Below are 23123 nucleotides of genomic sequence, written 5' to 3'. Positions count from 1 at the left end.
GTTGGGCTTTTTCGGGCTATGATTCTCAGCGGCGCAACGGCTGGGAGACAGCGATGAATATCAACGTAGTGGGGACCAGTGGCGTCGGCAAATCGACGCTGGCGCGAAGGCTCGCGCAGATCTTGTCCGTTCCCTACATTGAGATGGACAGGCTTTACTGGCGCGCGGAGTGGCAGGGCGTGCCGGATGAGGTGTTCTTCGCCAGGGTGGTTGCAGCCACCGAGACTCCCGGCTGGGTGCTGGACGGCAACTACAACCGCAGCCGCCCGGTTAAGTGGCGCAATGTCGATCTGGTGGTGTGGGTGGATTATGGTTTCGCCCGAACTCTGCGCCAGGCCATCTGTCGGGCCATCTCCCGGGCAAGCAGCGGTCAGGAGCTGTGGCCGGGAACCGGCAACCGTGAAAGCTTCCGTCGCGCCTTCCTCAGCCGCGACTCGATTATCTGGTGGACCCTCAAAACCTGGAAGAACAATCGCCAGCGTTATCAGTCTGATATGACCGACCCGGCGTATCGGCACATCCGCTTTGTACGCCTGCGTCACCCGCGGCAGACCGAGGATTTCATCCGTCAGCTGCAGCGGCAGGTGGCGCTGCGTTAAGTGCGTATATCTATTTTCCGGCAGAGTACATGTAAATAAATTGTTTCTCAGTGGCCGCGGCAGATTCTAATAATGCAGGCATGTTAATTAATACGAGCCTGCGAAATGTCTTATCGAATCAGTATCCTGGATAAAAGTCCGCTGGCGGCGGGAGAAACGGCCGCTCAGGCGCTGACGCGTACATTAACGTTGGCGCAACAGGCGGAAGCCTGGGGCTATCACCGCTTCTGGATTGCCGAGCACCACAACACCGATCAATTAGCCAGCCCGTCGCCGGAAGTGGTGATTGCCTGGATCCTTGGCCAGACCCGGCAGATTCGCGTCGGATCCGGCGGCGTCATGCTGCAACACTACAGCCCGTACAAAGTGGCGGAAAACTTCAACCTGTTGGCCTCGATAGCGCCTGGCCGCGTCGATCTTGGCGTCGGAAAAGCGCCGGGCGGCCTGCCGCTGGCAACGCGGGCGCTGCAGCAGGGGATTGATCCGGCGCAGAAGGGGACTTTTGCCGATAGCCTCGCCCAGCTGGATAACTGGCTGTCGCTCACCGATGCCGCAGGGGAAGAGAACCTGCGCGCCACGCCAATCCCGCCGCGTCGCGCCGACGGCTTCCTGCTCGGCGCCAGCCTGGAGAGCGTTCAGCTCGCCGCCCGGCTGGACTGGAATTTCGTTTTCGCCGCCCACCTTAACGGCGACAAAACGCTGCTGCGCGAGGTGTTAACCCGCTGGCGGGCGCTGAGTCGCCGCGACGCCATCATCGCTATCCAGGTCATTGTCGCTGAAGAGAGCGCCACGGCGATTGAACTGGCGAAGCAGATTGAAATCTGGGGCGTCGAACTGGAAAACGGCCAGCGGGTGACGGTAGGTAGCGAAGCGCAGGCGGCCGCCTTTGCCCGTCAGGCCGGAAGTCCGCCGGTGCGCATCGCCCGCCGCGAGGCCTCGCTGCTGGCGGGAACCGCAGACGAAGTAAAAGCGCAGCTCGACGCCCTGCATGCCGCCTGGCATATTGACGAATTTATCATCGACACGCCGATCGCCGAGGGGCAGGCGCGCCTCGACTCACTCCGCCTGCTGGCTCAGGCCCATCTTGGCGCGGAGGTGTTGCCATGAGCTTTGAACAACAGCTGATTAGCTGGCGGCGCGAGCTGCATCAGTATCCGGAACTTTCGTTGCAGGAGGTGGCGACGACGGCGCGCATCCGCGACTGGCTTGAGAGCGGCGGCCTGCGGGTGCTGCCCTACGCGCTGAAAACCGGCCTGGTCGTCGAAGTGGGCAGCGGCGAGAAGATTATCGCCCTGCGTGCAGATATCGATGCGCTGCCGATCGCTGAGACCACCGGCCTGCCGTATCGCTCGCAAAACGAGGGGGTGATGCACGCCTGCGGCCATGATATTCACACCAGCGTGATGCTGGGGGCGGCGCTGCTGCTGAAAGAACGCGAAGCGACGCTCCCGGGACGAGTACGGATTCTGTTCCAGCCGGCGGAAGAGAATTTTGGCGGGGCGAAAACCCTGATTCGCGCCGGGGCGCTGGAGGGCGTCTCGGCGATCTTCGGTATGCATAATGAACCCGGCCTGCCGCTGGGCGAGTTCGCCACCCGCGGCGGGGCGTTCTACGCCAACGTCGATCGTTTCGTCTTTAAAGTCACCGGCAAAGGGGCGCATGCCGCCCGACCGCACGAAGGCAAAGATGCGATTTTGCTGGCCAGCCAGCTGGTCACCGTCCTGCAGAGCGTGGCCAGCCGCGAGGTGAACACCCTCGATTCGGTGGTCCTGAGCGTAACGCGGATCCAGGGGGGCAATACCTGGAACGTGCTGCCGGAAAGCGTGGAGCTGGAAGGTACCCTGCGTACCCACAGCAGCGAGGTGCAGCAGCGGGTCAAGGCGCGGGTCAGCGATATTGCCGCCGGTTTCGCCAGTGCTTTTGGCGCCCAGATAGATGTGTTCTGGTACGCCGGTCCCACGGCGTTGGTCAATGACCCGCGCTGGGCGGAATTTGCCAGCGACGTTGCCGCTCGCTCCGGCTACCGCACCCGCCATGCGGATCTGCATATGGGCGGCGAGGATTTCGCCGTCTATCTACAGCATATTCCCGGCGCGTTTGTCAGTATCGGCAGCGCCAGCGAATTTGGTCTTCACCACCCGGCCTACAATCCGGATGACAACTTAATTGCCCCGGCGGCCCGCTATTTTGCGGCGCTGGCGGAGCAGGCTTTAGGCCAGATCTGACGCCTGAGCGTTCGGGCTTCTGTTTTTATTTTCGGCAAGGAAAGGGGTTGCTATGTCTGAAAAACGACAATTGCGTCTGGGCACAATATTACACGGCGCATCGGGAAATATGTCCGCCTGGCGTCATCCGGCCGCGCAGGCGGATGCCAGTATTAATTTTGAGTTCGTTAAGCAGACGGCCTTAAAAGCCGAAGAGGGCAAGCTGGACTTTTTATTTGTTGCCGATGGTTTATATATTAATGAGAAATCTATCCCGCATTTTTTAAACCGTTTTGAACCGCTGACCGTGCTCTCGACGCTGGCGGCGGTCACCCGCAATCTCGGGCTGGTGGGCACCTTATCGACCTCCTACAGCGAGCCTTTTACCACCGCGAGGCAGTTTGCCAGCCTTGACCATCTGAGCCAGGGACGCGCGGGCTGGAACGTGGTGACCTCGCCGCTGGAAGGATCGGCAAAAAACTTTTCGCGCGCGCAGCATCCTGACCACGCGCTGCGCTACCGTATTGCCGATGAATATTTGCGGGTGGTGAAAGGATTATGGGATTCCTGGGAACAAGATGCCTTCGTCCGTAATAAAGCTACCGGACAGTTCTTCGATAAAAATAAGCTGCATACCCTCGACCATCGCGGTGATTTTTTCCAGGTTGCCGGCCCGCTCAATATTTCCCGTACGCCGCAGGGGCGACCGATTATTTTTCAGGCCGGGGCCTCCGATGACGGTAAAAAGCTGGCGGCCCGCCATGCCGATGCCATTTTTACCCATCAGGCGTCACTGGCGGAAGCGCAGGCATTTTATCGAGATGTGAAGCATCAGCTGGCGGCCTGCGGTCGTCAGGATAACCAACTACATATCTTCCAGGGCGTCAGCGTGATTGTTGGTGACGATGCCGACGACGTCGAACAGCAATACCAGACGACCGCCGCGCTGGTATCGATTGAGGATGCCCTCAACTACCTCGGACGCTATTTCGAACATCATGACTTTGCGCAGTATCCGCTGGATGAACCGTTCCCCGATATTGGCGACCTCGGGAAAAACAGCTTCCGCAGCACCACCGATGAAATTAAGCGCAATGCGCGCGAACGCGGACTGACCCTGCGCCAGGTCGCGCTGGAAGCAGCCAGCCCGCGCCCGCTTTTCGCCGGTACGCCGCAGGAGGTCGCCGACGGTTTGCAGCTCTGGTTTGAACAGCGAGGGGCCGACGGTTTTATCATTCAGGGCGGCACGCCGGATACCTTCCCGCGCTTTGTCGATCGGGTGGTGCCGATTTTGCAAGCGCGCGGGCTGTTCCGTCGGGAGTATCCGGGAACGACGTTGCGCGAAAGCCTGGGGCTGACGCAGCCGGTTAATCAATTCCAACAACAATAACAACAGAGAACGCTCGCTATGCAGAAAAAGTCACTTTTACTGGCCCTTGCGCTGGGTTTCAGCGCGCCATTATGGGCGCAGGACGTCAATATCAACGGTACTGGCGTAAGCGTGGAGGCCAATAAAGCGCCGGTGCACACGGCCAAAAATCCGCAGGCGATCGCCCGGCTGCCGGCGAATTATCACCTCGCGGTGCCGGGTAAATTTACCGTGGCGGTCGCGGCGCTGAACTCGCCGCCTCTGACCGTCTTCTCGGACGACAACAAGACCCTGCTCGGCAGCGAAGTCGATATCGCCCGCCTGGTCGCCGACAGCCTGGGACTGGAGCTGAACGTCGTGCCGACCTCCTGGGAGGACTGGCCGCTGGGCGTCTCCTCCGGCAAATATGATGCCGCGATCAGCAATATTACCGTCACCAAAGAGCGCAAAGAGAAGTTCGACTTTGCCACCTATCGTAAGGACTCGCTGGGTTTCTACGTCAAGAGTACCAGCCCGCTGAGTAAAATTGACCAGGCGGAAGACATTGCCGGGCTGCGGATTATCGTCGGCTCCGGCACTAACCAGGAAGCCATTCTGCTGGCGTGGAATGCGGAAAACCTGAAAAAGGGGCTGAAGCCCTTTACGCCGGTCTACACCAAGGATGATGCCGCCCAGACGCTGGCCATTCAGTCCGGTCGCGCCGACGCCTTTTTTGGCCCGAACGTGATCGGCGCCTGGAAGGCCGCGCTGACCGGGAAGACCAAACTGGTGGGCAGCGTGGACGGCGGTTGGCCGAAAGCGGCGCACATTGCAGTTACGCTGAAAAAAGGCAGCGGGTTGGTTGAGGCCGTGCAGACGGCGTTAAACGGCGCCATTCAGAACGGTGACTATGGCAAAGTGCTTACCCGCTGGGGGGAAAGCGTGGAGAGCATCCCGCAATCCGAAATTAACCCGGCCGGGCTGGGCGATTAACAGGAGGCAATATGAGTGCAGCATTTCGCGATATCTCACCTGAAGCGCCGGAACTCCAGCCGATTATTCACGGCCTGTTCGCCGAATACGCGTCGCGCTATGGCGACTATTTTTCTCGCGATGCGGAGGTTGAGCTGACCGAGTGGTATCTGCCGCCGCAGGGGCTGTTTATCGTCCTTGAACGTGAAGGCGAAATTATCGCCACCGGCGCCTATAAGCCGAAGGACAGTCATACGGCGGAAATCAAACGCATCTGGACCCATTCGGCCCTGCGCCAGCAGGGGCTGGCGGCGAAAGTGGTACAGGAGCTGGAGCGGCGGGCGGTTTTGGCAGGTTACAGCCATATCTACCTGACGACCGGCTTTCGCCAGCCGGAAGCGGTCAGGCTCTATCTGAGTCAGGGGTACGACGCGCAGTTTGACCTGGCACGCAACCCGGAAGAGTACAGCCAGCCGCCATTTGACGGACGGTTACGGTTCACCAAAGCGCTGGCAGTAAGCGTTTTAACCCGCAGCGCCTGAGGAGAGAACATGAACAGATCGGAAACGATTAAAGTGATCCCGGCGCGCTATCCGCTGCGCGCCGTTGGCGCGGTGGTGGCGCTGCTGGTGCTGGCGGTCGTCGTGCAGTCGGTAGCCTTTAACCCGCGCTGGGAGTGGGCGGTTTTCGCCCGCTGGTTCTTTGACCCGGTCATTCTTGAAGGGCTGGGACAAACGCTGCTGCTGACGCTGCTGGGTACCGTCCTGAGCGTGATTTTTGGCGGACTGCTGGCGCTGGCCAGGCTCTCTTCCTCGTGGCTGCTGAGCAGCCTGGCCTGGGGCTATATCTGGCTGTTTCGATCGCTGCCGCTGATTGTGGTGCTGATCATCCTCTACAACTTCTCTTATCTGTATGACACGCTATCGCTCGGTATTCCGTTTACCGGGATCAGCTGGGGGAGTTATCAGACCATCAATGTGCTGGGGCAGTTCTCCACCGCGGTCGTGGGGCTGACGCTGGTGCAGAGCGCCTATACCGCGGAGATCATTCGCGGCGGTTTCCTCGGCGTTGACCACGGTCAGTATGAGGCGGCTGCGGCGCTGGGGCTGCCGGCGTGGCGGCGTACGCTGCGTATTATTCTGCCTCAGGCGCTGCGCACGATTTTACCCTCTGGTTTCAATGAGATTATCAGCCTCGCCAAAGGGACCGCGATGGTTTATGTGCTGGCGATGCCCGAGCTGTTTTACACCATCCAGATGATTTACAACCGAACCCAGGAGGTGATCCCGCTGTTGATGGTGGGGGCCGTCTGGTATCTGGCTATCACCAGCGTCCTGTCGCTGATTCAATATCTGGTGGAACGCGCCCTGGCGCGCAGCGAACGCCGTTCGGCGGTCAACTCGCCGCGCCGGGCGCGCGCCGATGAATCCTCTCGCCAGCCGCAGAAACCGCAGGAGGCCATTCATGCCCAACTCTCATAACGGCCATATCTCGATTACCGGCGTCAGTAAGTATTTTGGCCGCCATAAAGCGCTGGATGATGTCTCGCTGGAAATTGCGCCCGGCACGGTGACGGTGATCCTCGGGCCATCCGGTTCGGGGAAATCAACCCTGCTGCGTGCCATAAACCATCTTGAGCGAGTGGATGAAGGGTTTATTCAGATTGATGGCGACTACATTGGCTATCGGCGCCAGGGCGATAAGCTCTATGAACTGAAGGAGAGAGAGATTCTGCGCCAGCGCGTTAACGTCGGCTACGTCTTTCAGAACTTCAACCTGTTCCCGCATCTGACGGTGCTGGAAAACCTGATTGAAGCGCCGATTGCCCACCGGCAGGCGAGCCGCAAAGAGGCCATCGCGCGCGCTTATGAGCTGCTGGACGTGGTGGGGCTGCGCCACAAGGCCGAGGCCTGGTCGCGCCATCTCTCCGGCGGCCAGCAGCAGCGTATTGCCATCGCCAGGGCGCTGGCCCTCAAGCCGCGAGTGCTGCTGTTCGATGAACCGACATCGGCGCTGGATCCGGAGCTGGTGGGCGAAGTGCTCGATGTGATTAAAAAGCTGGCCCGCTCCGGTACCACGCTGGTGGTGGTGACGCATGAGATTGGTTTTGCCCGCGAAGTGGCCGATCAGGTGGTGTTTATGGTCGAGGGGAAAATTATTGAGCAGGGCAGCAGCGATGCGGTGCTCAATCATCCGCAGCATCAGCGTACGCGGCAATTTTTATCAAAGGTGCTGGCATGAAAAAAAGGATAGTCGCCCTGGCGCTGGGCGCGCTCTCTGCGGGAGCGCAGGCGGAAATCGATCTCCAGGCGAATGAACGGCCGCTGCCGGTAACGGTGGACAACGCCGCGATCGCCAGGATCCCGGCCAGCTATCGCTTTGTTGAACCCGGTACGCTGACGGTGGCGATTTCAGCGCTTAATTCCCCGCCGCTGGCGCTGCTGGCCAGCGACAACCGGACGCGGATCGGTAGCGACCCGGATATTGCCCGTCTGCTGGCCGGCAGTTTAGGCCTCAAGCTGAAACTGGTGCCGACGGCATGGGAAGACTGGCCGCTGGGGATCACCTCCGGGCGCTATGACGTGGCGCTGGTCAATATCGCCGTCACCGAACCGCGCAAAGAGAAGTTCGATTTCGCCACCTATCGCGTCGATTCGCTGGCATTTTCGGTTAAATCCACCAGCGCCATCGACAAAATCAGCGGTGCGGCGGATCTCTCCGGGCGGAAGGTGATCGTCGGATCCGGCACGAATCAGGAGCGCATTTTGCTGGGCTGGAACGGGGAAAATGAAGCGGCGGGACGTCAACCGGCTTTGCCGATCTATTTGACCGATGACGCCTCCGGCAACCTCTATATTCAGTCAGGGCGCGCCGACGTCTTTTTTTGGCCCGCAGTCCACGGCAGCCTATAAAGCGGCGCTGACCGGAGCAACCAAAGTGGTTGGGCTGGGGCCGAAAAAGGCCTGGGTCGCCACCACCACCAAAAAGGGCAATGGCCTGGTGTATGCGTTGCAGGCGGCGCTCGATGGCGCCATTGCGCGCGGAGAGTACCAGCAGGTGCTGGCGCGCTGGGGCGAACAGGGAGAGGCGGTGACACAATCGCAGGTGAATCCGCCGGGCATTACCTACTAAAAAAACCGCTGTTTCGCCGGAGTACGGGGCGAAACAGCGGGGGATTATTATTGATAGCGACTTTCATCGCGGTGTTCAGCAATCGGCAAAGATGATGTCAATGTCACTTTATGCGTTGTGTGGCGGATTTAACTTTCGGCAACGTATTTAATATGATAACTGCACCATCATTTTCAGCTCGCCGGTTTTTAATTCCAAAGATAAATATGATGATGACGATTTTGATTTTTATCAAAATCCGTATATTTTTCGTGTGGTTAATATTTTCACTCCGCGGTTCTGCTGGGACCATCTCTTTACATCAATAATCATCAAGGGATTGAAGTGAATATATTATCAGAAGTTATTATACCCTTATCGGGCGTGGTGTTTCCTGCTGTTGTCGCATTCATTCGCGCTGTTTATAATCGCTGGGGAGAAGGCAGGAAGCTTCATCGTGACAGTCAGTTTGATAAAGTGAATGTGGAAAAGCGCCTGGCAACGTTTCGCCGTATTAATCAATTGAAAAATAAAAACGATCTTACCCCGTTTGATTTACTGGCTATCAAGGCGTTATATGAAGGTATCGGCATAAGATATCCGGTGACCATCAGCCATAAAATTCTCGAGTATATTGCCAGCAACAATATCGATTTCAATGAGCCAACCCTGAATAGCTTTCTTCGGATGTCGAGGCTGCTGAATGTTACGGATTCAGGCGTGACGCAACCGTCCAGTAAAAGGAAAAAGGCGCGCCGGGAGATAGTTATTTTCGGCGGGCTGATGATTGCCGCTATCATATACGGATTCTTTATGTCGGTGCCCGACGTGGTAGCCGAAATGTCAGGCGCGGCCGCGGTAGCCTGTTTTGTCGTTTTATTTCTTGTTTACCTGGCGATGTTTATTCTGATTGTCAGTGCCGTGGTTAACAGCTTATATGACATTCAGTGTGCCAAAAAATTCTGGAAGACATTTTCACCCTTTCTCAATCGTCAGCCATGAATATTGCTTGCAACGCCGCGAGTATTCTGCGGATAAACGGTAAGGTATGAGGTATTGAAAAGCAGGGCGTCGCTACGCTAAACGTAGCGCTACCGGTCAAAGATCATCGCGGATAACGCCTGTTCTGTAGCATCTTGCGCCGTACTGCTGGCCGGATCTCCAGCATGTCAGCCCGATTTTGTGTCTAAACTTAAGCTTTATCGTGGAGGCAGATGATGATTACTGTCTATGGCGTTCCCGGCTGGGGATCGGCGATCGGTGAGCTGATGCTGACCCTCGCCAACATTCCTTACCATTTCGTTAACGTAGCAGGCTTCGACCAGCCGGGGCCGCAGCGCGATAGCCTGATGCAGATAAACCCGCTGTGTCAGGTTCCCACTTTGCGACTGGCGGACGGCAGCGTGATGACCGAAACCGCCGCGATGGCTCTGATGATCCTCGATAGCCGTCCGGATCTGGCGCCGGCGCCGGGCACAGCGCAGCGCCATCAGTTTCAGCGTCTGTTGATCTGGCTGGTGGCCAATGTTTATCCCACCTTTACCTACGCCGATTATCCGCAGCGCTGGGCCGCCGATGCGGCGGAGCAACTGCGGCAAAACTGCATCCGCTATCGTCAATCGCTGTACCTGTGGCTGGAGCAGCAGCTGGCGGCGGCGCCTTATGCGCTGGGGGCGGAGATAACCCTGCTGGATTGTTATATTGCGACGATGTGCCGCTGGGGTCCGCGGCGGGAGTGGTTTTCCGCCCATACGCCGAAGTTTGTCGCCGTGGCTGACAAAGTCTGTCAGCACCCGGATCTGCAGCAGGTACTGCGTGACAACGAGTTGATTTAAAGCACAAAAGGCCAACCGACTGACTACCGCTATGCTAGTTTATCGCTCTCACAATAAGGAGCCTGCTATGCCGCATGTTGATATTAAATGTTTTCCCCGCGAACTGACCGATGATCAAAAAAGCGCCCTGGCCGCCGACATTACCGAGGTGCTGATCCGCCATCTGAACAGTAAAGACGGGGCGGTGAGCGTCGCCCTCAATCTGGTTGAGCAAAGCGACTGGCAAAAAGTCTGGGACAGCGAAATCGCCCCGCAGATGGAGCAGCTGATTAAGAAGCCGGGTTACAGCATGTAATGGCGAACCTTTCCCGGACAGTGATTGCCGCACCTGTCCGGGCTACCTGTCAGCTGGCCGCTGCCAGGCCCGTCGCCGTGGTGGTCTGTTGTCACGGAGTACGGTTTTAAAAGGGTGCGGATGTTGTCGCCCGGGCGATGCTGTGCAGGGTCCGGGCGACCTGTTTTCTGCAGATCATCATCCGCAGCAGCGGCCACGGTTTTGCCGATTAGAACCAAATCTCCGACTGGATGCCGAAGTTCCAGTTCCCCCCGGCGGTAAAGCCTTTGCTGCCAAAATCATCGTTGATAGCGTAGTGATCCAGCGCTTTGTCCCAGTTCATCCACGTTACGAAGAACCGAATTTCCGGGCGAGCCTTGATATCAAACACATCGCCGACCTTAAACGTCGGCGCAAAGGTCAGCTTATAGAAATCGCCGCTCACCGCCTGATACTGGTACAGATTGTCGTTATAGCGGTAGCTACGCCCGTCAGGATTCAGGTCCATATACTGCCATGACGCTTCGTACAGCAGAGCGAAGTTACGGGTCAGCGCCTGCGAGACGCGCAGATTGAAGGTCGCCCAGTCGTAGCGGTCGCCGTCGCGGTAGCGGTTTTCACTATGCTGGGCAATCACCGATGGCGCCAGCTGCCAGTTTTTCCCCAGCGGTAAAATGCCGTACGAGGCAAAACGTAACGATTTGGCGTTCTCGGTGAGGTCGCCGTCGCTACCGGGCTGCCGCGCCTCGGCGCCCAGTCCGCTGCCGTACTGCAGAGCACTTTCCGATACTCCCGGTGCCAGACCGTAGAACCGCTCTTTGTCGTGATACGCGAGCATCGCGTAATAGCCATTTTTCGCCGTATTGTCGCTGCGCAGAGCGTAGCTGCCGGTGGTGGAGGTATTATCTTTCAGCGAATCATTGCCCTGAGCGGTCATCGCGGTGGTCATCAGCTGCCATTTTTGCCAGAAGTGGTTTGCCGTGAACATCAGGTTCTGAATGTCGTTATCTGCGTAGTTATCGCTTCCCAGGTCGCCAAAATTACGCGCATAGAGCGAATAATCGCCGCGCAGGCTGTCGCCCCAGTTGACGTCGTAGATCCCGCCGCCGGTGCCGCCAAGGAACATGATATCGCTGTCGGTAAAGTGGATATCAAAGTTATCGCGGTCAAAGCGTTTACCCGCCCAGATCGACGCGTGCTTAAACGGTCCGGAGAAGTCGGCGAAGTTTCCCATCTCGACGTACAGCTGGCGCACGTTCAGATGATGGCTGTCGTTATCCTGTACCCACGGGTCCGGGTTGGTCGCACCATCGGCCAGCATCGTTTTGAAGCGTGCCCACGACCCGTCGCTGAAGGTCATCTTCTTGCCAAAGCTTAGCTCGACGTAGTTATCCTTTTCATTGCCAAGACGGCCAACGTGGGCATCACCGTTGAGCGAACTGGCCGGAGAGATCCCCGGGCCGCCGCGTGCGCCTTTGCCGTGGCTGTCAACCAGCATCCCGGCGCGGGCATAGGCATTGAACTCAAACCCGTCGCTTAGGCTGCTCTTCGCCAGCTGCTTGTCGGTCGCCTGCTGTTTTTGTTCGGCCACCGCGGTTCTTTGGCTCAGGGTCTGTATCTGTTTTTCCGCTGCCGCCGCACGTTGCTCGGCGGCGGTGGTCCGTTGTTCCGCCTGTTGCACCCGGCGGTTTGCTTCTCCCGCCTCACGTTCGGCATGGTTCAGGCGAGCCTCCAGCTGCGCCAGCCTTTGTTCGACAGAAAGCGGCGTGGCATCGGCGGCGAAGGCCGAAAAAAGGGCGCAGCAAACCGCTGCGCTTATCACAGAGATGCGCATATCAATCCTTATTTATTCCAGAGGTAGAACGGTGCAGGGGCGCCTTAGATGGCGTGTTTTTCTCCTGAAGCCACCGACGGATCGGGCGGCGCGCGGCGGCCTGCATCGAGGTCAGCGCGAATCTGTTCGTAATGATCGTCAAGGCGATAGAAGCGCCCGATCCACAGCATTGAGGCAACGATCAGCAGCGCCGGGATGTAGAGATAACAGGCTTTAATCGCCAACATTGCGCTGTCGCTCTGTACCTGGTTAGCGATATAGCCGCCGGAAGAGAGCAGCACGCCGGTGATCGCACCCGCGCCGGCCATCGCCACTTTCCCCAAAAAACCGTTGATGGAGGTTAAAATCCCCGCCGTATTGATGCCGGTTTTCCACACGCCGTAATCCACGGGATCCGCCTGCATGGAGAAGTAAATGGCCGTTCGCTGACCGGCGCCGAGGGACAGTACCACCGCCCCGGCAATCAGCCCCCAGCTGTTAGCGCCGGCCGCCATCATCATGCCCATACCCATGAGGTTAATCGCGCTCGCCCACAGATAAACGTGGCGCTTTTTCATCCGGCTGGCGAGCAGCGGAACGGTGAGAGTGCCCAGCAGCGGGACAAACGTGGAGATCCCGGCAACGATCGCCGTCAGATCGTTATTGCCAACGTAGTAGTGGAAGAAATAGACCAGCGCCCCGGTCTGGAAGAAGAACGCCCCCCACATCAGGAAAATGTTCACCGCGAAGACCAACCAGGGACGATTGGCGCGCAGGCTGACCCACGCACGTTTTAAGGTCATCCGTTCTTCGGTGATGCGGATGTTTTCTTTGACGTTACGGAAGCTCACCAGCAGGAAGAAGGTGGCAATCACGCCGAAAACCACCGCGGTATAGAAGAAACCATCGGCCTGGCTACCGTTGCCCAGCGCCCCGACCAGCGGTAGGGTAGCGACCGCGACAATCGTTGCCCCAAGTGAGCCCAGCAGAATACGCACCGCCGATAGCGTGGTGCGCTCCCGCGAGTCGTTGGTCAGAAACGGTAGCATCGCGCAAAATGGAATATTGACCAGGGTGTAGAGAAACGACAGACACAGGTAGGTCACAAAGGCGTAGAGCAGCTTACCGGTGGTGCCAAAATCGGGCACGTAGAAGGCCAGAATACAGAGCACACCGAAGGGTACTGCGCCAATCAGCAGGTACGGACGGCAGCGCCCCCAGCGGGTGGCGGTATTATCGATCACCAGCCCCATCAGTACGTCAGCGACGCCATCAACCAGACGGGTGACGAGGAACATCAGGCCGACATAGTAGGCGGGAAGGCCCATCACATCGGTATAAAAGAACATCAGATATAAAGAGATCATCTGCCACACGAGGTTGCAGGAGAGGTCGGCGATGCCATAGCCAATGCGCTGCCGCCATCGGGTAAAGAATGTTTCTGCCATAAAATGCACTCGCTTATTGTTGTTGTTAAAGTCCGTACTGGCGAATAAACCAGGCCGGGGTACAGCTCCACGCATGGCAATAGCTGTTGATCAGTTTGCTGCCATAAGGGGAAAACTCAGGATCCGCCGGGTCAAAAATTTCCCAGAAGGTATCGGCGCCGTAGTTGATCATCGCGCCCCAGTAGGCCTTGATTTCGGCAATGGCTTCTTCACGGAGCCCGCACTGCAGCAGGGCGGCGATATAGTGATGGCGCAAATAGGGGGTATTCATGGCGATGGCCGGCGGATGGCGTCGCAGGTTATGCATGATCTCCCGACGCTGCCCGGCGCTACCGACTTCCGCCAACACCAGCCAGATCTGCGAGGCCCAGGAGACCTGGCGCTGTGCGCCGCTGACGTAAAATCCCTGCTTCTCATCCCACAGTCTCTCCTGTACCGCTGCGCAGAGCTGCTGCAAACGGGCGCGGTAGTCCGGCACCCGCTCAGGCTCAAAGCGCTCGGCCAGCCGGATGGCGCGGCGCAGGCAATAGATCAGCACGCCCTGAGCCGCGGCTTGTTTATTCAATGATGCCTGCCAGTCGATAAAGACCCACCAGTCATCGCTATCGCGCACCAGGCCAGACGCTTCGCAGCGGGCCAGGGCGAGGTCGATTTGTCGACGCGCCGTCGGCCAGAGTTCGCGAGCGGTTTTGTCATCTTCGGTACTGTGCAGATAGTTATAGAGAATATCGGCAAAAAAAAGAGAGTAATCAAAGAGAAAGGTATCATCAGCCAGCACGTCCGGCTGGACGAAAACGTTGGCTGACACCATCCCGTCTTCCCGGGTATGACCGGCAAACAGGTACAGACAGCGGCGGACCAGATCGTGGTGCGCGAAGGTAACATCATTGACCAACGCCTGCAGGCGTAAATCCCCGAGCCACAGGCGGCGGTCACGTTTCGGACCATCTTCAAACACCTCCTGCATACAGTTCTTCAGAGTCAGGACGGCAACCCGGTCAATAGCCTGAAGCTGCGGATCGGTGGTCACCGCCGGCGGGCAGGTTTGCGTTGCTGACGTCACGGCATTGACCTGGATCTGGTTGAGACGCAGGCGGAATTTCTCCGACACCGCCTTAACCTCCACTTTCAGGTAGCGAAAGCAGTAGCGGCGTGGCAGGTCGACGGCGGCGGGCAACACGTCAAGCCACAGGTCCTGCTGCTGCAACCAGCTGCTGCTGAGCCAGCCCTGATAATCGCTGAAGGGTTCGCACACTTCGCACAGGGTTTCGCCGAAGGTCAATTGCAAATGGGCCGGGGCGTCGGGGGGGCTGCCGGCGCTCAGACAGGTGAAGTGCAGATAGCCGACGATGTGGCTGCCGAAATCGATGATCGCACTGTCACCGCTGGTCAGTTCACGCCGGGAAAAGTCCGCTAAGGTGCCTACTTCATCCCCGCGCCAGCCGAACAGGGCCTCGGGGTCGGCATGGGCTTGTATCACCGCCATCGGCTGGCGCGACTGGCTGCGCAGTACGGGTCTGAGCGCTTCGGCGGTACGTAAAAAATGCGGGTGGCGGGTCATCGCGACCTGCGCGTTGCGTTGAATGGCCTGTGACATACTGCGTCCTCTGAGTTGATTTTCACGCAGCATAAGATGTCGACGCCCGCCACAACCACTCTGGCAATGCCAATCCTGTTATGAAAATGGCACTGATAGTGGGGTAGGACGGTTGGCGATCACAATTCTATAAATCTTGTACGTGGCAGCCAGTAAAATGCATTATCGTGCCACTGCCCGAATGCCGTTTTGGATATTGTTAACGATGATATTAACCGTTGAGTATTATTTCGCCGATCCGCAGGATAAACTGGGGATGTACGCCAGCGATCCGGAAGATAACAGTCATGAACACAGCCACGAGTTTGCTGAACTGGTGATAGTGGACGAGGGGCACGGCTTACATATTATTAACGGCCGGCCATTATATATTCAGCAGGGCGACGTTTTTTATGTTCAGCCTGGGGATGTACATTATTATGATGAGCTTGGAACACTGAAATTAATTAATGTATTGATTAACCCCGAGGTTGAATTTCATTATTTACAGCATCTCGATTCGCTATTGCAGACCTTCTCTTCCCGGCAGGCCTCCTGCTACGGCTGGCTGGCGCCAGATGCCCGCCATATCTGCAAGGAACTGGTGGGGAAAATATTTTCAGCGGATGCCCAGCGGGGGGAAAACAGGGCGCTGCGGGAAGCCGCATTTTTCCAGCTGGTGACGACCATAATGTATGCGGAAACCGAAGCGGAATATAGCAATACCAAATATAAACTGCATAAGCTGCTGACCTGGTTACAGGAGCACTGTTTTGAAGACCATAACTGGCAACAGCTGGCCGAAAAATTTCATCTGACGTCACGTACTGCTTTTCGCCATATAAAAGAAGCCACCGGGATGACGCCGGATAATTATTTAAAACGCCTGCGTTTAGTCTCAGCGCGAGTAAAGCTCCGGGAAACGGATATGACGATTACCGATGTGGCTTATTTGTGTGGATTTGCCAACAGTAACCACTTCACGACCCTGTACAAAAAGGTTTTTGGGGTGACCCCCAGCGAAGACAGGCGTCGTTTGCTGCGCTGAGGGAGCCACTATTTCAAGGCGACATTTTGTGCCTTCGCCCACTTGCGCAGGCGGGCGCAGGCGTTGGCATAAGGCGACGAGGTGTTGAGTGAAATCATCCGCCCCAGAGTCCATTTCCCATACCACGGCCGACCGTAAAGCGAATCATTGTCCTGGGCTTCGATGCAGGCGATAAGCCGCCGTTTAGCCTGATGCAGAGAATCGAGCAGAGCCGGGTAGTCCTGCGCAGGGTAATCGAGGTAGAACTTTTGCGCCAGCAGCCCAAGCTGGTTCCATTGAAAACCGGTTTCCGGGAAGTCGATGGGCTGCTGCGCTTCATTGTGAGCCAGCCATTTGAGAACCAGTTCATTCCATCCCAGCAGATAACAGACCAGATCGCGAACGCTCATTTCGGTGTTCTGTGCATGACCGGGAAGGGTCTTTTGCTCCGTCATCTCCGGGGGAATATGCGTCAAATAGCCGGCTAGTTTAGCGTAGTTTTTATTGATGGCTTGCAGGAGTTGCGCCTGGGTTTGCGGTACGCTCATAGCGAGTTCCTTTCGGTAGGATGAGTTGGTTATACGGTATGTTTGCGCAGAACGACGCAGGGGGCGACCGTGCTCAACAATCGGCGCCGTTTGTCGCCCGGGCAGGGCACCTGCGTCGCTCATCAGATTAAATTTCGCCTCGCGCGCTGGCAAATGCGCAAGGTGGCGGGAGACGGGTTGTCTGCCAGCCATTGCGCGCAGAGCGACTGTACCCACTCTGCTCTCTCTTTACCCGCGTCATTCAGCCAGTTGGCCACAGAATCCTGGACATATCTCGACGGATCAGCACGCAGTGGGGAAAGTATTGCCAGCGCCCGCTGGGGCTGTTGTTTCAGCTCAGCGATATGCGCGCACCAGACGCCGCGCGGGCGCAGGGACTCGCAGGCAAAACGGCGAATGTACTGCGATGCGCAACAGGTCCAGGGGGTGAGCAGGGCGATAGTAAGATCCAGATCGTGCGCCAGATGCGGACGCAGCGCCAGCCACGCCCATTCGCGAACACCAAAATGACTATCGTCGGCCAGGGGATAGATAGCGTGTAAGCGCGCATCGAGCGTTAAATCCGGCGCGGCGCCGAGCATAAAACAGGCCCAGCCGCGCACGGTATCCGACGAATGAGCCGCACAGCGGTCGAATCCACTCTCCCCGAGTTCGCTCAGCAACAGACGAGCAATACCCGCCATTCGTTTAACAATACCCTGCGCAGCCAATCCCTCTGCGGCCTGGTGGGAAACCGGCGACAGCTCTGGAAAGACCGAGCGCAGCAGAACGGCCTGATCGATGGCCAGGATTTCCGTCAGGTTGGCACCTGGCAACTCTCCCCGCGAAAGCCGGTGCAAAATGTCGTCAGGGATATCCGCGACGCGGGTTGCGCCTTTACGTTGTTGTTCAACCGGCATGGGCATCTCCTTTTCCTGCCTGGGTACCGGCGGCAACTTTCGCCAGCAGTTCAGACAGCTGGGTGCGTTCTTGCGCCGAGAGAGGGCTGAACAAACCGGCGATCCAGCGGCTGTGTCGGGCAAAAACGCGGGCGATAAGCTGCTTCCCCTCAGAGGTTAATGCGATACGCATGGCCCGGCCATCAAGGGGATCGGCGTGGCGTTCAATCAGCCGGTCGCGTTCGAGACCGTTCAGCAATCCGGTAATGGTTGCCCGGGTGACGCCGGCTTTTTCCGCCAGTACGTTGGGGGCCAGACCGTCAGGCGCGCCATCGAGTATAAACAACAGAACAAAGCGCCCCTCGGACAATCCCCATGGCGCCAGCAGCAGCGCACAATCGCGATCAATCGCAGCGGCCAGCGAGAGGGTCTGAAAACAGAGACGGATCGTATCGACATCGGCAAGCTGAAGACGCCGGGCCTCCTGCAATAACGAAAGATATTTCTGTTCAAGCTCCATCGCGGCCTCTGCAATATAGTATGGCGCCTAACTATATGGGTGAGTTTATCGATAATCAAATGTCAACGCGCGTTTTGTGAACATCAGCATAAAAGATGATAAATCGGGCCTGGACAGCGTGCCGGTATTTTGCCGGGTGGCGGCTGACGCCTTACCCGGCCTACAGGGGGACACGGGTGATAGCGGAATAGCCTGACCGGCGAGGGAGTGGATGTCATGCGCCGATCGTGTAGGCCCGTGCCAGCGAAGCGCCGGCGGGCAATTTCCCGAAGCGTATATGCGGCCAGCAAGCCAGGCTGGCCAGGCAGTAAATACGGTGTTGCGGATGTGATAGCAGGCGAGGGAGTGGATGTTATGCGCCGATCGTGTAGGCCCGTGCCAGCGAAGCGCCGCCGGGCAATTTCCACGAAGCGTATATGCGGCAAGCAGGCCAGCCAGTAAATACGGGGTTGCGGATGTGATAGCAGAATAGCCTGACCGGCGAGGGCGTGGATGTCATGCGCCGATCGTGTAGGCCCGTGCCAGCGAAGCGCCGCCGGGCAATTCCCCGGAGCGCATATGCGGCCAGCAAGCCAGGCAGGCGAGCCAGTAAATACGGGGTTGCGGATGTGATAGCAGGCGAGGGAGGGGATGTTATGCGCCGATCGTGTAGGCCCGTGCCAGCGAAGCGCCGCCGGGCAATTTCCCCGAAGCGCATATGCGGCCAGCAAGCCAGGCAGGCCGGTAAACCCTGCCTGCGCCGGCGAATGGGGTTACTCTTCCGGAGTATTGGCGCGCACGTGGCGGCCGCTGGCGACAAAGTTTCCGGTGCCGAGATGATGCAGCGTATTGATCTTATCGTCGTCGAACTGCCAGCGTCCGGTGACGAAAGCGCGCTCATCGGCGGCGGCGGAAACCACCTCGCCAAACAGCGTGTCGTACTGCTCCTGAGCTGCCGTTGGCGGCAACAGTCGGCACTCCATCCACGCCAGGCACTTCTCTTCAATCAGCGGTAATCCCAGCTCCGGCCCCTGCACCACGGGGATGCCGTAAGCGTTAAATTTATCCTCATCACGTCCACTGATGCTGCCGACCGCGTAGGTCCAGCTGGCAGCTTCTACGCCGGGGACCACGATGCCGAAGGTACCGTTGCGCTCAATGATCTCCCTTGTCCAGGCACTTTTATCCACCACGATGGCGAGTCGCGGCGGGGCAAATTCCACCGGCATCGACCACGCGGCGGCCATGACGTTACGGCGTTGAGAAGCGGCATCGTAACTGGTTATCAGAATGGTCGGGCCATGATTGAGCAGGCGACTGGCGTACTGGAGTTCCACGTGGCGAAAACGGCTCATAAGCGTTCCTTGGTAAATGGGTCTGATGCCAGACAACACGTTAATCCGCAATGAAAATGTAATCAATATGTCATGCGGGCTCCCTATAGTCGGCACCACTAAATCCCAAAGAGGATAACAATATGTTAGCTCTCCTGTCTTTATCACAGGTGAGTGCGGCCCGCCGGCTGTTGACGGCGGGCGGAGCAACGCTTTCCCGGCAGGGAGGGCGATAATGCGCGCGCTTACCGGCATCAAACTCGACGGCGTTTCGTTCGCCTTCGGCACTCATACTGTCCTGAATCAAATAGACCTGCATATCGATGCGGGTAGCATCGTGGCGCTGCTGGGGCCGTCTGGCTGCGGCAAAAGTACCCTGTTGCGCCTGTTGGCGGGGCTCAGCGTTCCGGCAGCAGGCGAGATACGCTTTGGCGATCGTCTGGTGGCGAAACCCGGCTGGGGTATGGCGCCGGAGCAGCGTGACATCGGCATGGTTTTTCAGGACTACGCCCTGTGGCCGCATATGACGGCGGCGCAGAATGTCGCCTTTCCACTGCGGATGCGCGGCGTAGCGCGCGCAGCGCGACAACAACGGGTTAATGATGCGCTGGCGATGGTTGGCCTCAACGGCTTTGCCGATCGTAAACCCTCCGGTCTTTCCGGCGGTCAGCAGCAGCGCGTCGCGCTGGCTCGCGCCATCGTTGCCGAACCTCGCGTGCTGTTGTTTGACGAACCGCTCTCCAACCTCGATAGCGAACTGCGCGAATCGCTGTGTGTCGAGATGAGCCGTCTGCTGCGTCAGCTGGGGATCACCGCGGTATATGTCACTCACGACCGCCGCGAAGCCGAACTGCTGGCCGACCGAATTGTTCATTTATCTGCCGGCACTATTGCCGCCGTTCGCACCATCACTTCATCCTCCGGGGAACTCGCATGAAAACCGTTATGACCGTTAAGAAAGGAGCTGTGCTCGCGATGTTGTTGTCTGCCACCATGATGACCAGCGCCCACGCGCTGACCGTATATACCGCCGGGCCGGGTTCGCTGGCGAAAAGTCTCGCCAGCGGCTATGAAAAGAAAACCGGGGTGAAGGTCAATATTTTCCAGGCCACGACCGGTAAGGTGATGGCGCGTCTCGACGCGGAGCAGGCCAATCCGCAGGCGGATGTGCTGATCTCCGCCTCCTGGGATACCGCGGAAGATTTGCATCAACGCGGCTGGCTGCTGCCGTATCAAAGCGCCAATGCCGATAAGGTCCCGGCGAACCTGAAATCTGCGGATTACGTTGCGCAGGGGATATCGGCACTGGGGATCGTCTGGAACAGCAAAAGCGGCACCCCGGAGCCGAAAGAGTGGCGCGACCTGACCGAAGCGGCGTTTAAAGATAAGGTCACGACGCCAGATCCGGCGCTCTCAGGCGCATCGCTGGATTTGCTGATCGGGTTGCAGAATGGCATGGGCGACAAGGCCTGGGCATTGTTCGACGAACTGAAAAAGAACGGCATGGTGGTCAGCGGGCCGAACGCTCAGGCGGTGACGCCGGTCATGCAGGGGGCGAAAGCGGCGGTGTTCGGCGCGGTGGACTATGTCTCTTACGGTAATATCGACCAGGGGGAATCCCTGAAAGTGATTTTCCCCGCCAGCGGCACGGTGATTGCCCCGCGGCCGATGATGATCCTTAAAACCACGGCGCATGCTGACGATGCCAAAGCCTTCGTTGACTATGTCCTGTCGCCGGAAGGCCAGGCGCTGGTCGCCGGCGCGTGGCTGATGCCCGCACGTAGCGATATCCCGGCTAAACGTCCGCTGCTTAATGAACTGAAAATTCTGCCGACCACCAGCGATGGCAGCAGCGAACGCAGTACGGTACTTTCCCGCTTCAATACCCTTTTCGCGCAGTAATTTGCCTTTCTCCCGGGGGGCGGTTGACGCCTGACCCGGGAGACGGGGCCGTATTCCCAGGACTCTACCGTGAAACAGAAACTGATTTCCGGCGTCACTCTGACGGTGCTGCTGGTGCTGGTGGCGTTACCGCTTTTATTCATCGTCTTACAGGCGATTTTCCCCCATTTCAGCGCCGGTTCCCTGAGCGGAGCGCTGACGGGCGTACCGATGCTGTTCGCCGATCCTCAGCTCCTGCCGATGCTCGGCGGCACCCTGTGGGTGGCCTGCGGCGTCGCGCTGATGAGCGTGGTTATCGGCCTGCCGCTGGGGGTGCTGCGCGGCCTGTTTAATGTTCCGCTGCCGCGCCTGTGGGATCTGCTGTTCCTGATCCCGTTCCTCACGCCGCCATATATCGCGGCGCTGTCGTGGATGCTGGTGCTGCAAAGCAACGGCTATCTGCAACAGCTCACCGGCTGGGATCTGAACGATCTGCTGTTCAGCCGCGGCGGGATCGTGCTGGTGATGACCTTTAATATCTTCCCGGTAGTCTATTTTGCCGTTTCCCGCAGCCTGCTGGCGAGCGGTCAGCGGCTGGCGATCGTCGCGCGCGTTCACGGCGCCAGCGCCTGGCGAGCCTTCTGGCATATTACGCTGCCGATGCTTTCCCCGGCGCTGGCGGCGGGGATGCTGCTGGCGTTTACCCTGGCAATTGAGGAGTTTGGCGTCCCGGCGGCGTTAGGATCGCGGGCCGGTCTGGTGATGCTCACCGTCGGTATTGAGAAAAAACTGGCTGACTGGCCCATCGATCTGCCCGGCGCGTCGCTACTGTCGCTGCTGCTGATTGGCGTCGCGCTGCTGGCCTGGTGGCTGCAAAAGCGGTTGGTGGGGGATACCGAGGTCACCAGCGTGACCGGCAAGCCGGGGGAAAACAGCGGGGCGGAACTGGGGTGGCTGGCGCTGCCCGCTGTTCTGCTGATGCTGGGTATCGCAGGCGTCGCCGTGGTGCTGCCGGGCGCGGCGATGGTCCTGACCGGCCTGATGGGGACCTTATCAGGCGGCATTCATGCCGATAATTTTACTTTCCGCCATTTTGCCGCGCTGTTTGCCAGGCAGGGGGATGCGTTGTCGGCGCTGGGAACCAGTCTGTCGCTGGCGCTGGCGTCGGCGCTGATCGTCGGCCTGGTGGGGCTGATTGTCGCATGGCTGGTGCTGGTGCAGAAAATCAAAGGCCGTGGCATCGTCGATGCGCTGTCGCTGATGCCGGCGGCGCTGCCGGGGGTGGTCGTGGGCGTCGGGCTGATTCTGCTGTGGAACCAGCCGTTCTGGCCGGTTTCGCCCTATAACAGCGGATGGATGCTGCTATTGTCATACTGTTGCCTGCTGCTGCCGTGGCCGGTGCGCTATGTTGGCAGCGCTCTGCGCCAGCTGGGGAATAATCTCGAACCGGCGGCGCGGGTCCACGGCGCATCGCCGCTGCAGGCGCTGCGGCTGATTGTGCTGCCGCTGGTCTTTCCGGCGCTGCTGGCGGCGATGCTGATGGTGTTTGCCGTCGCTTCGCGTGAACTGGTGACATCGCTGCTGTTGGCTCCGGCGGGGACGCAAACCGTGTCCGTGTTTATCTGGCGTCAGTTTGAGCAAGGGTCGATCGGCCAGGGCATGGCCATGGCTTCGCTGACGCTGTTGACCGGCCTGGCGTTGATGCTCGGCGCGCTGGCCTTGATGCAACGCGGCGCGCGCGGTTAAGGGTGACCGCACAAAATATGCAGTCGGCCG

The 23123-nt window shown here is 58.5% G+C and carries 22 protein-coding genes and 1 pseudogene; 16 read left to right on the top strand and 7 right to left on the bottom strand.

What is annotated here, in order from left to right; genetic code table 11:
• The first annotated feature begins 53 nt into the window (after nucleotides 1-53).
• From ROR01S_RS09410 to pptA, 12 genes and pseudogenes are all read left to right on the top strand, one after another.
• Nucleotides 54-599 (top strand): P-loop NTPase family protein, encoded by a 546-nt coding sequence (locus tag ROR01S_RS09410; protein ID WP_064359374.1) that lies wholly within the window; start codon nucleotides 54-56, stop codon nucleotides 597-599.
• A gap of 105 nt (nucleotides 600-704) precedes the next feature.
• A complete protein-coding gene (locus ROR01S_RS09405) occupies nucleotides 705-1706 on the top strand; it encodes an MsnO8 family LLM class oxidoreductase (RefSeq protein WP_004861621.1) in 1002 nt (333 codons plus the stop codon).
• Nucleotides 1703-2824 (top strand): M20 peptidase aminoacylase family protein, encoded by a 1122-nt coding sequence (locus ROR01S_RS09400; RefSeq protein WP_054829234.1) that lies wholly within the window; start codon nucleotides 1703-1705, stop codon nucleotides 2822-2824. Before ROR01S_RS09405 ends, ROR01S_RS09400 begins: the two co-directional genes overlap by 4 nt.
• 52 nt (nucleotides 2825-2876) lie before the next feature.
• Nucleotides 2877-4193, top strand: coding sequence for an LLM class flavin-dependent oxidoreductase (locus tag ROR01S_RS27820; protein WP_015584402.1), 1317 nt, complete (start codon nucleotides 2877-2879; stop codon nucleotides 4191-4193).
• A gap of 18 nt (nucleotides 4194-4211) precedes the next feature.
• Complete coding sequence (locus ROR01S_RS27815) at nucleotides 4212-5144, top strand: ABC transporter substrate-binding protein (RefSeq protein ID WP_004861627.1); 933 nt, start codon at nucleotides 4212-4214, stop codon at nucleotides 5142-5144.
• A gap of 11 nt (nucleotides 5145-5155) precedes the next feature.
• A complete protein-coding gene (locus tag ROR01S_RS09385; protein ID WP_064359373.1) occupies nucleotides 5156-5665 on the top strand; it encodes a GNAT family N-acetyltransferase in 510 nt (169 codons plus the stop codon).
• Between the two features lie 9 nt (nucleotides 5666-5674).
• Nucleotides 5675-6604 carry an amino acid ABC transporter permease gene (locus ROR01S_RS09380; RefSeq protein ID WP_004861632.1) on the top strand — a complete coding sequence of 310 codons (930 nt, stop codon included), beginning with the start codon at nucleotides 5675-5677 and terminating at the stop codon, nucleotides 6602-6604.
• Nucleotides 6588-7364 carry an amino acid ABC transporter ATP-binding protein gene (locus tag ROR01S_RS09375; protein WP_004861634.1) on the top strand — a complete coding sequence of 259 codons (777 nt, stop codon included), beginning with the start codon at nucleotides 6588-6590 and terminating at the stop codon, nucleotides 7362-7364. The genes ROR01S_RS09380 and ROR01S_RS09375 overlap by 17 nt, the downstream gene beginning before the upstream one ends.
• A pseudogene (locus tag ROR01S_RS09370) lies at nucleotides 7361-8255 on the top strand (transporter substrate-binding domain-containing protein). The gene ROR01S_RS09375 and the pseudogene ROR01S_RS09370 overlap by 4 nt, the downstream one beginning before the upstream one ends.
• Nucleotides 8256-8579: 324 nt before the next feature.
• Nucleotides 8580-9236, top strand: a complete 657-nt coding sequence (locus tag ROR01S_RS09360) for a hypothetical protein (RefSeq protein ID WP_049814439.1) — start codon at nucleotides 8580-8582, stop codon at nucleotides 9234-9236.
• A gap of 215 nt (nucleotides 9237-9451) precedes the next feature.
• Nucleotides 9452-10069, top strand: a complete 618-nt coding sequence (locus ROR01S_RS09355) for a glutathione S-transferase family protein (protein WP_004861641.1) — start codon at nucleotides 9452-9454, stop codon at nucleotides 10067-10069.
• A 67-nt stretch (nucleotides 10070-10136) separates the two neighbouring features.
• On the top strand, nucleotides 10137-10364 hold the full coding sequence (gene pptA, locus ROR01S_RS09350; protein WP_004861642.1) for a tautomerase PptA: 228 nt from the start codon (nucleotides 10137-10139) through the stop codon (nucleotides 10362-10364).
• A 208-nt stretch (nucleotides 10365-10572) separates the two neighbouring features.
• Here pptA and ROR01S_RS09345 read toward each other — a convergent pair whose 3' ends face one another.
• Genes ROR01S_RS09345 through ROR01S_RS09335 form a run of 3 tightly spaced genes read right to left on the bottom strand, consistent with a single transcriptional unit; the run spans nucleotide 10573 to nucleotide 15201 of the window.
• Nucleotides 10573-12177 carry a carbohydrate porin gene (locus ROR01S_RS09345; protein WP_032717399.1) on the bottom strand — a complete coding sequence of 535 codons (1605 nt, stop codon included), beginning with the start codon at nucleotides 12175-12177 and terminating at the stop codon, nucleotides 10573-10575.
• 44 nt (nucleotides 12178-12221) lie between these two features.
• Complete coding sequence (locus ROR01S_RS09340) at nucleotides 12222-13604, bottom strand: MFS transporter (RefSeq protein WP_032699948.1); 1383 nt, start codon at nucleotides 13602-13604, stop codon at nucleotides 12222-12224.
• Nucleotides 13605-13629: 25 nt separating this feature from the next.
• Nucleotides 13630-15201: an alpha-L-rhamnosidase-related protein gene (locus tag ROR01S_RS09335; protein WP_044351475.1), complete on the bottom strand. Its 1572-nt coding sequence runs from the start codon at nucleotides 15199-15201 to the stop codon at nucleotides 13630-13632.
• A 205-nt stretch (nucleotides 15202-15406) separates the two neighbouring features.
• Between ROR01S_RS09335 and ROR01S_RS09330 the strand changes: the two genes are divergently transcribed.
• Nucleotides 15407-16228 (top strand): helix-turn-helix domain-containing protein, encoded by an 822-nt coding sequence (locus ROR01S_RS09330; RefSeq protein WP_064359372.1) that lies wholly within the window; start codon nucleotides 15407-15409, stop codon nucleotides 16226-16228.
• A gap of 8 nt (nucleotides 16229-16236) precedes the next feature.
• Here ROR01S_RS09330 and ROR01S_RS09325 read toward each other — a convergent pair whose 3' ends face one another.
• From ROR01S_RS09325 to ROR01S_RS09310, 4 genes are all read right to left on the bottom strand, one after another.
• Nucleotides 16237-16755, bottom strand: a complete 519-nt coding sequence (locus tag ROR01S_RS09325) for a ClbS/DfsB family four-helix bundle protein (RefSeq protein WP_015584398.1) — start codon at nucleotides 16753-16755, stop codon at nucleotides 16237-16239.
• Between the two features lie 122 nt (nucleotides 16756-16877).
• A complete protein-coding gene (locus ROR01S_RS09320; protein ID WP_004861654.1) occupies nucleotides 16878-17654 on the bottom strand; it encodes a DNA alkylation repair protein in 777 nt (258 codons plus the stop codon).
• On the bottom strand, nucleotides 17644-18153 hold the full coding sequence (locus ROR01S_RS09315) for a MarR family winged helix-turn-helix transcriptional regulator (protein WP_004861657.1): 510 nt from the start codon (nucleotides 18151-18153) through the stop codon (nucleotides 17644-17646). Before ROR01S_RS09315 ends, ROR01S_RS09320 begins: the two co-directional genes overlap by 11 nt.
• Before the next feature lie 752 nt (nucleotides 18154-18905).
• Nucleotides 18906-19487 carry a flavin reductase family protein gene (locus ROR01S_RS09310; protein WP_004861659.1) on the bottom strand — a complete coding sequence of 194 codons (582 nt, stop codon included), beginning with the start codon at nucleotides 19485-19487 and terminating at the stop codon, nucleotides 18906-18908.
• Nucleotides 19488-19698: 211 nt separating this feature from the next.
• On the opposite strand from ROR01S_RS09310, the gene ROR01S_RS09305 reads away from it, so the two are divergent.
• The 3 genes from ROR01S_RS09305 (at nucleotide 19699) to ROR01S_RS09295 (ending at nucleotide 23093) form a co-directional block, all read left to right on the top strand.
• Nucleotides 19699-20403 (top strand): ABC transporter ATP-binding protein, encoded by a 705-nt coding sequence (locus ROR01S_RS09305; protein ID WP_162098180.1) that lies wholly within the window; start codon nucleotides 19699-19701, stop codon nucleotides 20401-20403.
• Nucleotides 20400-21368 carry an ABC transporter substrate-binding protein gene (locus ROR01S_RS09300; protein WP_064359371.1) on the top strand — a complete coding sequence of 323 codons (969 nt, stop codon included), beginning with the start codon at nucleotides 20400-20402 and terminating at the stop codon, nucleotides 21366-21368. The genes ROR01S_RS09305 and ROR01S_RS09300 overlap by 4 nt, the downstream gene beginning before the upstream one ends.
• Nucleotides 21369-21437: 69 nt before the next feature.
• Nucleotides 21438-23093, top strand: a complete 1656-nt coding sequence (locus tag ROR01S_RS09295; protein WP_004861666.1) for an ABC transporter permease — start codon at nucleotides 21438-21440, stop codon at nucleotides 23091-23093.
• Nucleotides 23094-23123 lie beyond the last annotated feature (30 nt).

The organism is Klebsiella ornithinolytica NBRC 105727 = ATCC 31898, from assembly GCF_001598295.1.
In the GTDB taxonomy this organism is placed as follows: domain Bacteria; phylum Pseudomonadota; class Gammaproteobacteria; order Enterobacterales; family Enterobacteriaceae; genus Klebsiella; species Klebsiella ornithinolytica.
Note: the sequence above shows the minus strand (reverse complement) of the source record. Positions and strands in the feature narration are given on the sequence as shown.

Bases quoted from the DNA above. Each gene is read 5' to 3' on its own strand.
- ROR01S_RS09410 (WP_064359374.1), top strand. From the start codon at position 54: ATGAATATCAACGTAGTGGGGACCAGTGGCGTCGGCAAATCGACGCTG.
- ROR01S_RS09405 (WP_004861621.1), top strand. From the start codon at position 705: ATGTCTTATCGAATCAGTATCCTGGATAAAAGTCCGCTGGCGGCGGGA.
- ROR01S_RS09400 (WP_054829234.1), top strand. From the start codon at position 1,703: ATGAGCTTTGAACAACAGCTGATTAGCTGGCGGCGCGAGCTGCATCAG.
- ROR01S_RS27820 (WP_015584402.1), top strand. From the start codon at position 2,877: ATGTCTGAAAAACGACAATTGCGTCTGGGCACAATATTACACGGCGCA.
- ROR01S_RS27815 (WP_004861627.1), top strand. From the start codon at position 4,212: ATGCAGAAAAAGTCACTTTTACTGGCCCTTGCGCTGGGTTTCAGCGCG.
- ROR01S_RS09385 (WP_064359373.1), top strand. From the start codon at position 5,156: ATGAGTGCAGCATTTCGCGATATCTCACCTGAAGCGCCGGAACTCCAG.
- ROR01S_RS09380 (WP_004861632.1), top strand. From the start codon at position 5,675: ATGAACAGATCGGAAACGATTAAAGTGATCCCGGCGCGCTATCCGCTG.
- ROR01S_RS09375 (WP_004861634.1), top strand. From the start codon at position 6,588: ATGCCCAACTCTCATAACGGCCATATCTCGATTACCGGCGTCAGTAAG.
- ROR01S_RS09355 (WP_004861641.1), top strand. From the start codon at position 9,452: ATGATTACTGTCTATGGCGTTCCCGGCTGGGGATCGGCGATCGGTGAG.
- pptA (WP_004861642.1), top strand. From the start codon at position 10,137: ATGCCGCATGTTGATATTAAATGTTTTCCCCGCGAACTGACCGATGAT.
- ROR01S_RS09345 (WP_032717399.1), bottom strand. From the start codon at position 12,177: ATGCGCATCTCTGTGATAAGCGCAGCGGTTTGCTGCGCCCTTTTTTCG.
- ROR01S_RS09340 (WP_032699948.1), bottom strand. From the start codon at position 13,604: ATGGCAGAAACATTCTTTACCCGATGGCGGCAGCGCATTGGCTATGGC.
- ROR01S_RS09335 (WP_044351475.1), bottom strand. From the start codon at position 15,201: ATGTCACAGGCCATTCAACGCAACGCGCAGGTCGCGATGACCCGCCAC.
- ROR01S_RS09330 (WP_064359372.1), top strand. From the start codon at position 15,407: ATGATATTAACCGTTGAGTATTATTTCGCCGATCCGCAGGATAAACTG.
- ROR01S_RS09325 (WP_015584398.1), bottom strand. From the start codon at position 16,755: ATGAGCGTACCGCAAACCCAGGCGCAACTCCTGCAAGCCATCAATAAA.
- ROR01S_RS09320 (WP_004861654.1), bottom strand. From the start codon at position 17,654: ATGCCGGTTGAACAACAACGTAAAGGCGCAACCCGCGTCGCGGATATC.
- ROR01S_RS09315 (WP_004861657.1), bottom strand. From the start codon at position 18,153: ATGGAGCTTGAACAGAAATATCTTTCGTTATTGCAGGAGGCCCGGCGT.
- ROR01S_RS09310 (WP_004861659.1), bottom strand. From the start codon at position 19,487: ATGAGCCGTTTTCGCCACGTGGAACTCCAGTACGCCAGTCGCCTGCTC.
- ROR01S_RS09300 (WP_064359371.1), top strand. From the start codon at position 20,400: ATGAAAACCGTTATGACCGTTAAGAAAGGAGCTGTGCTCGCGATGTTG.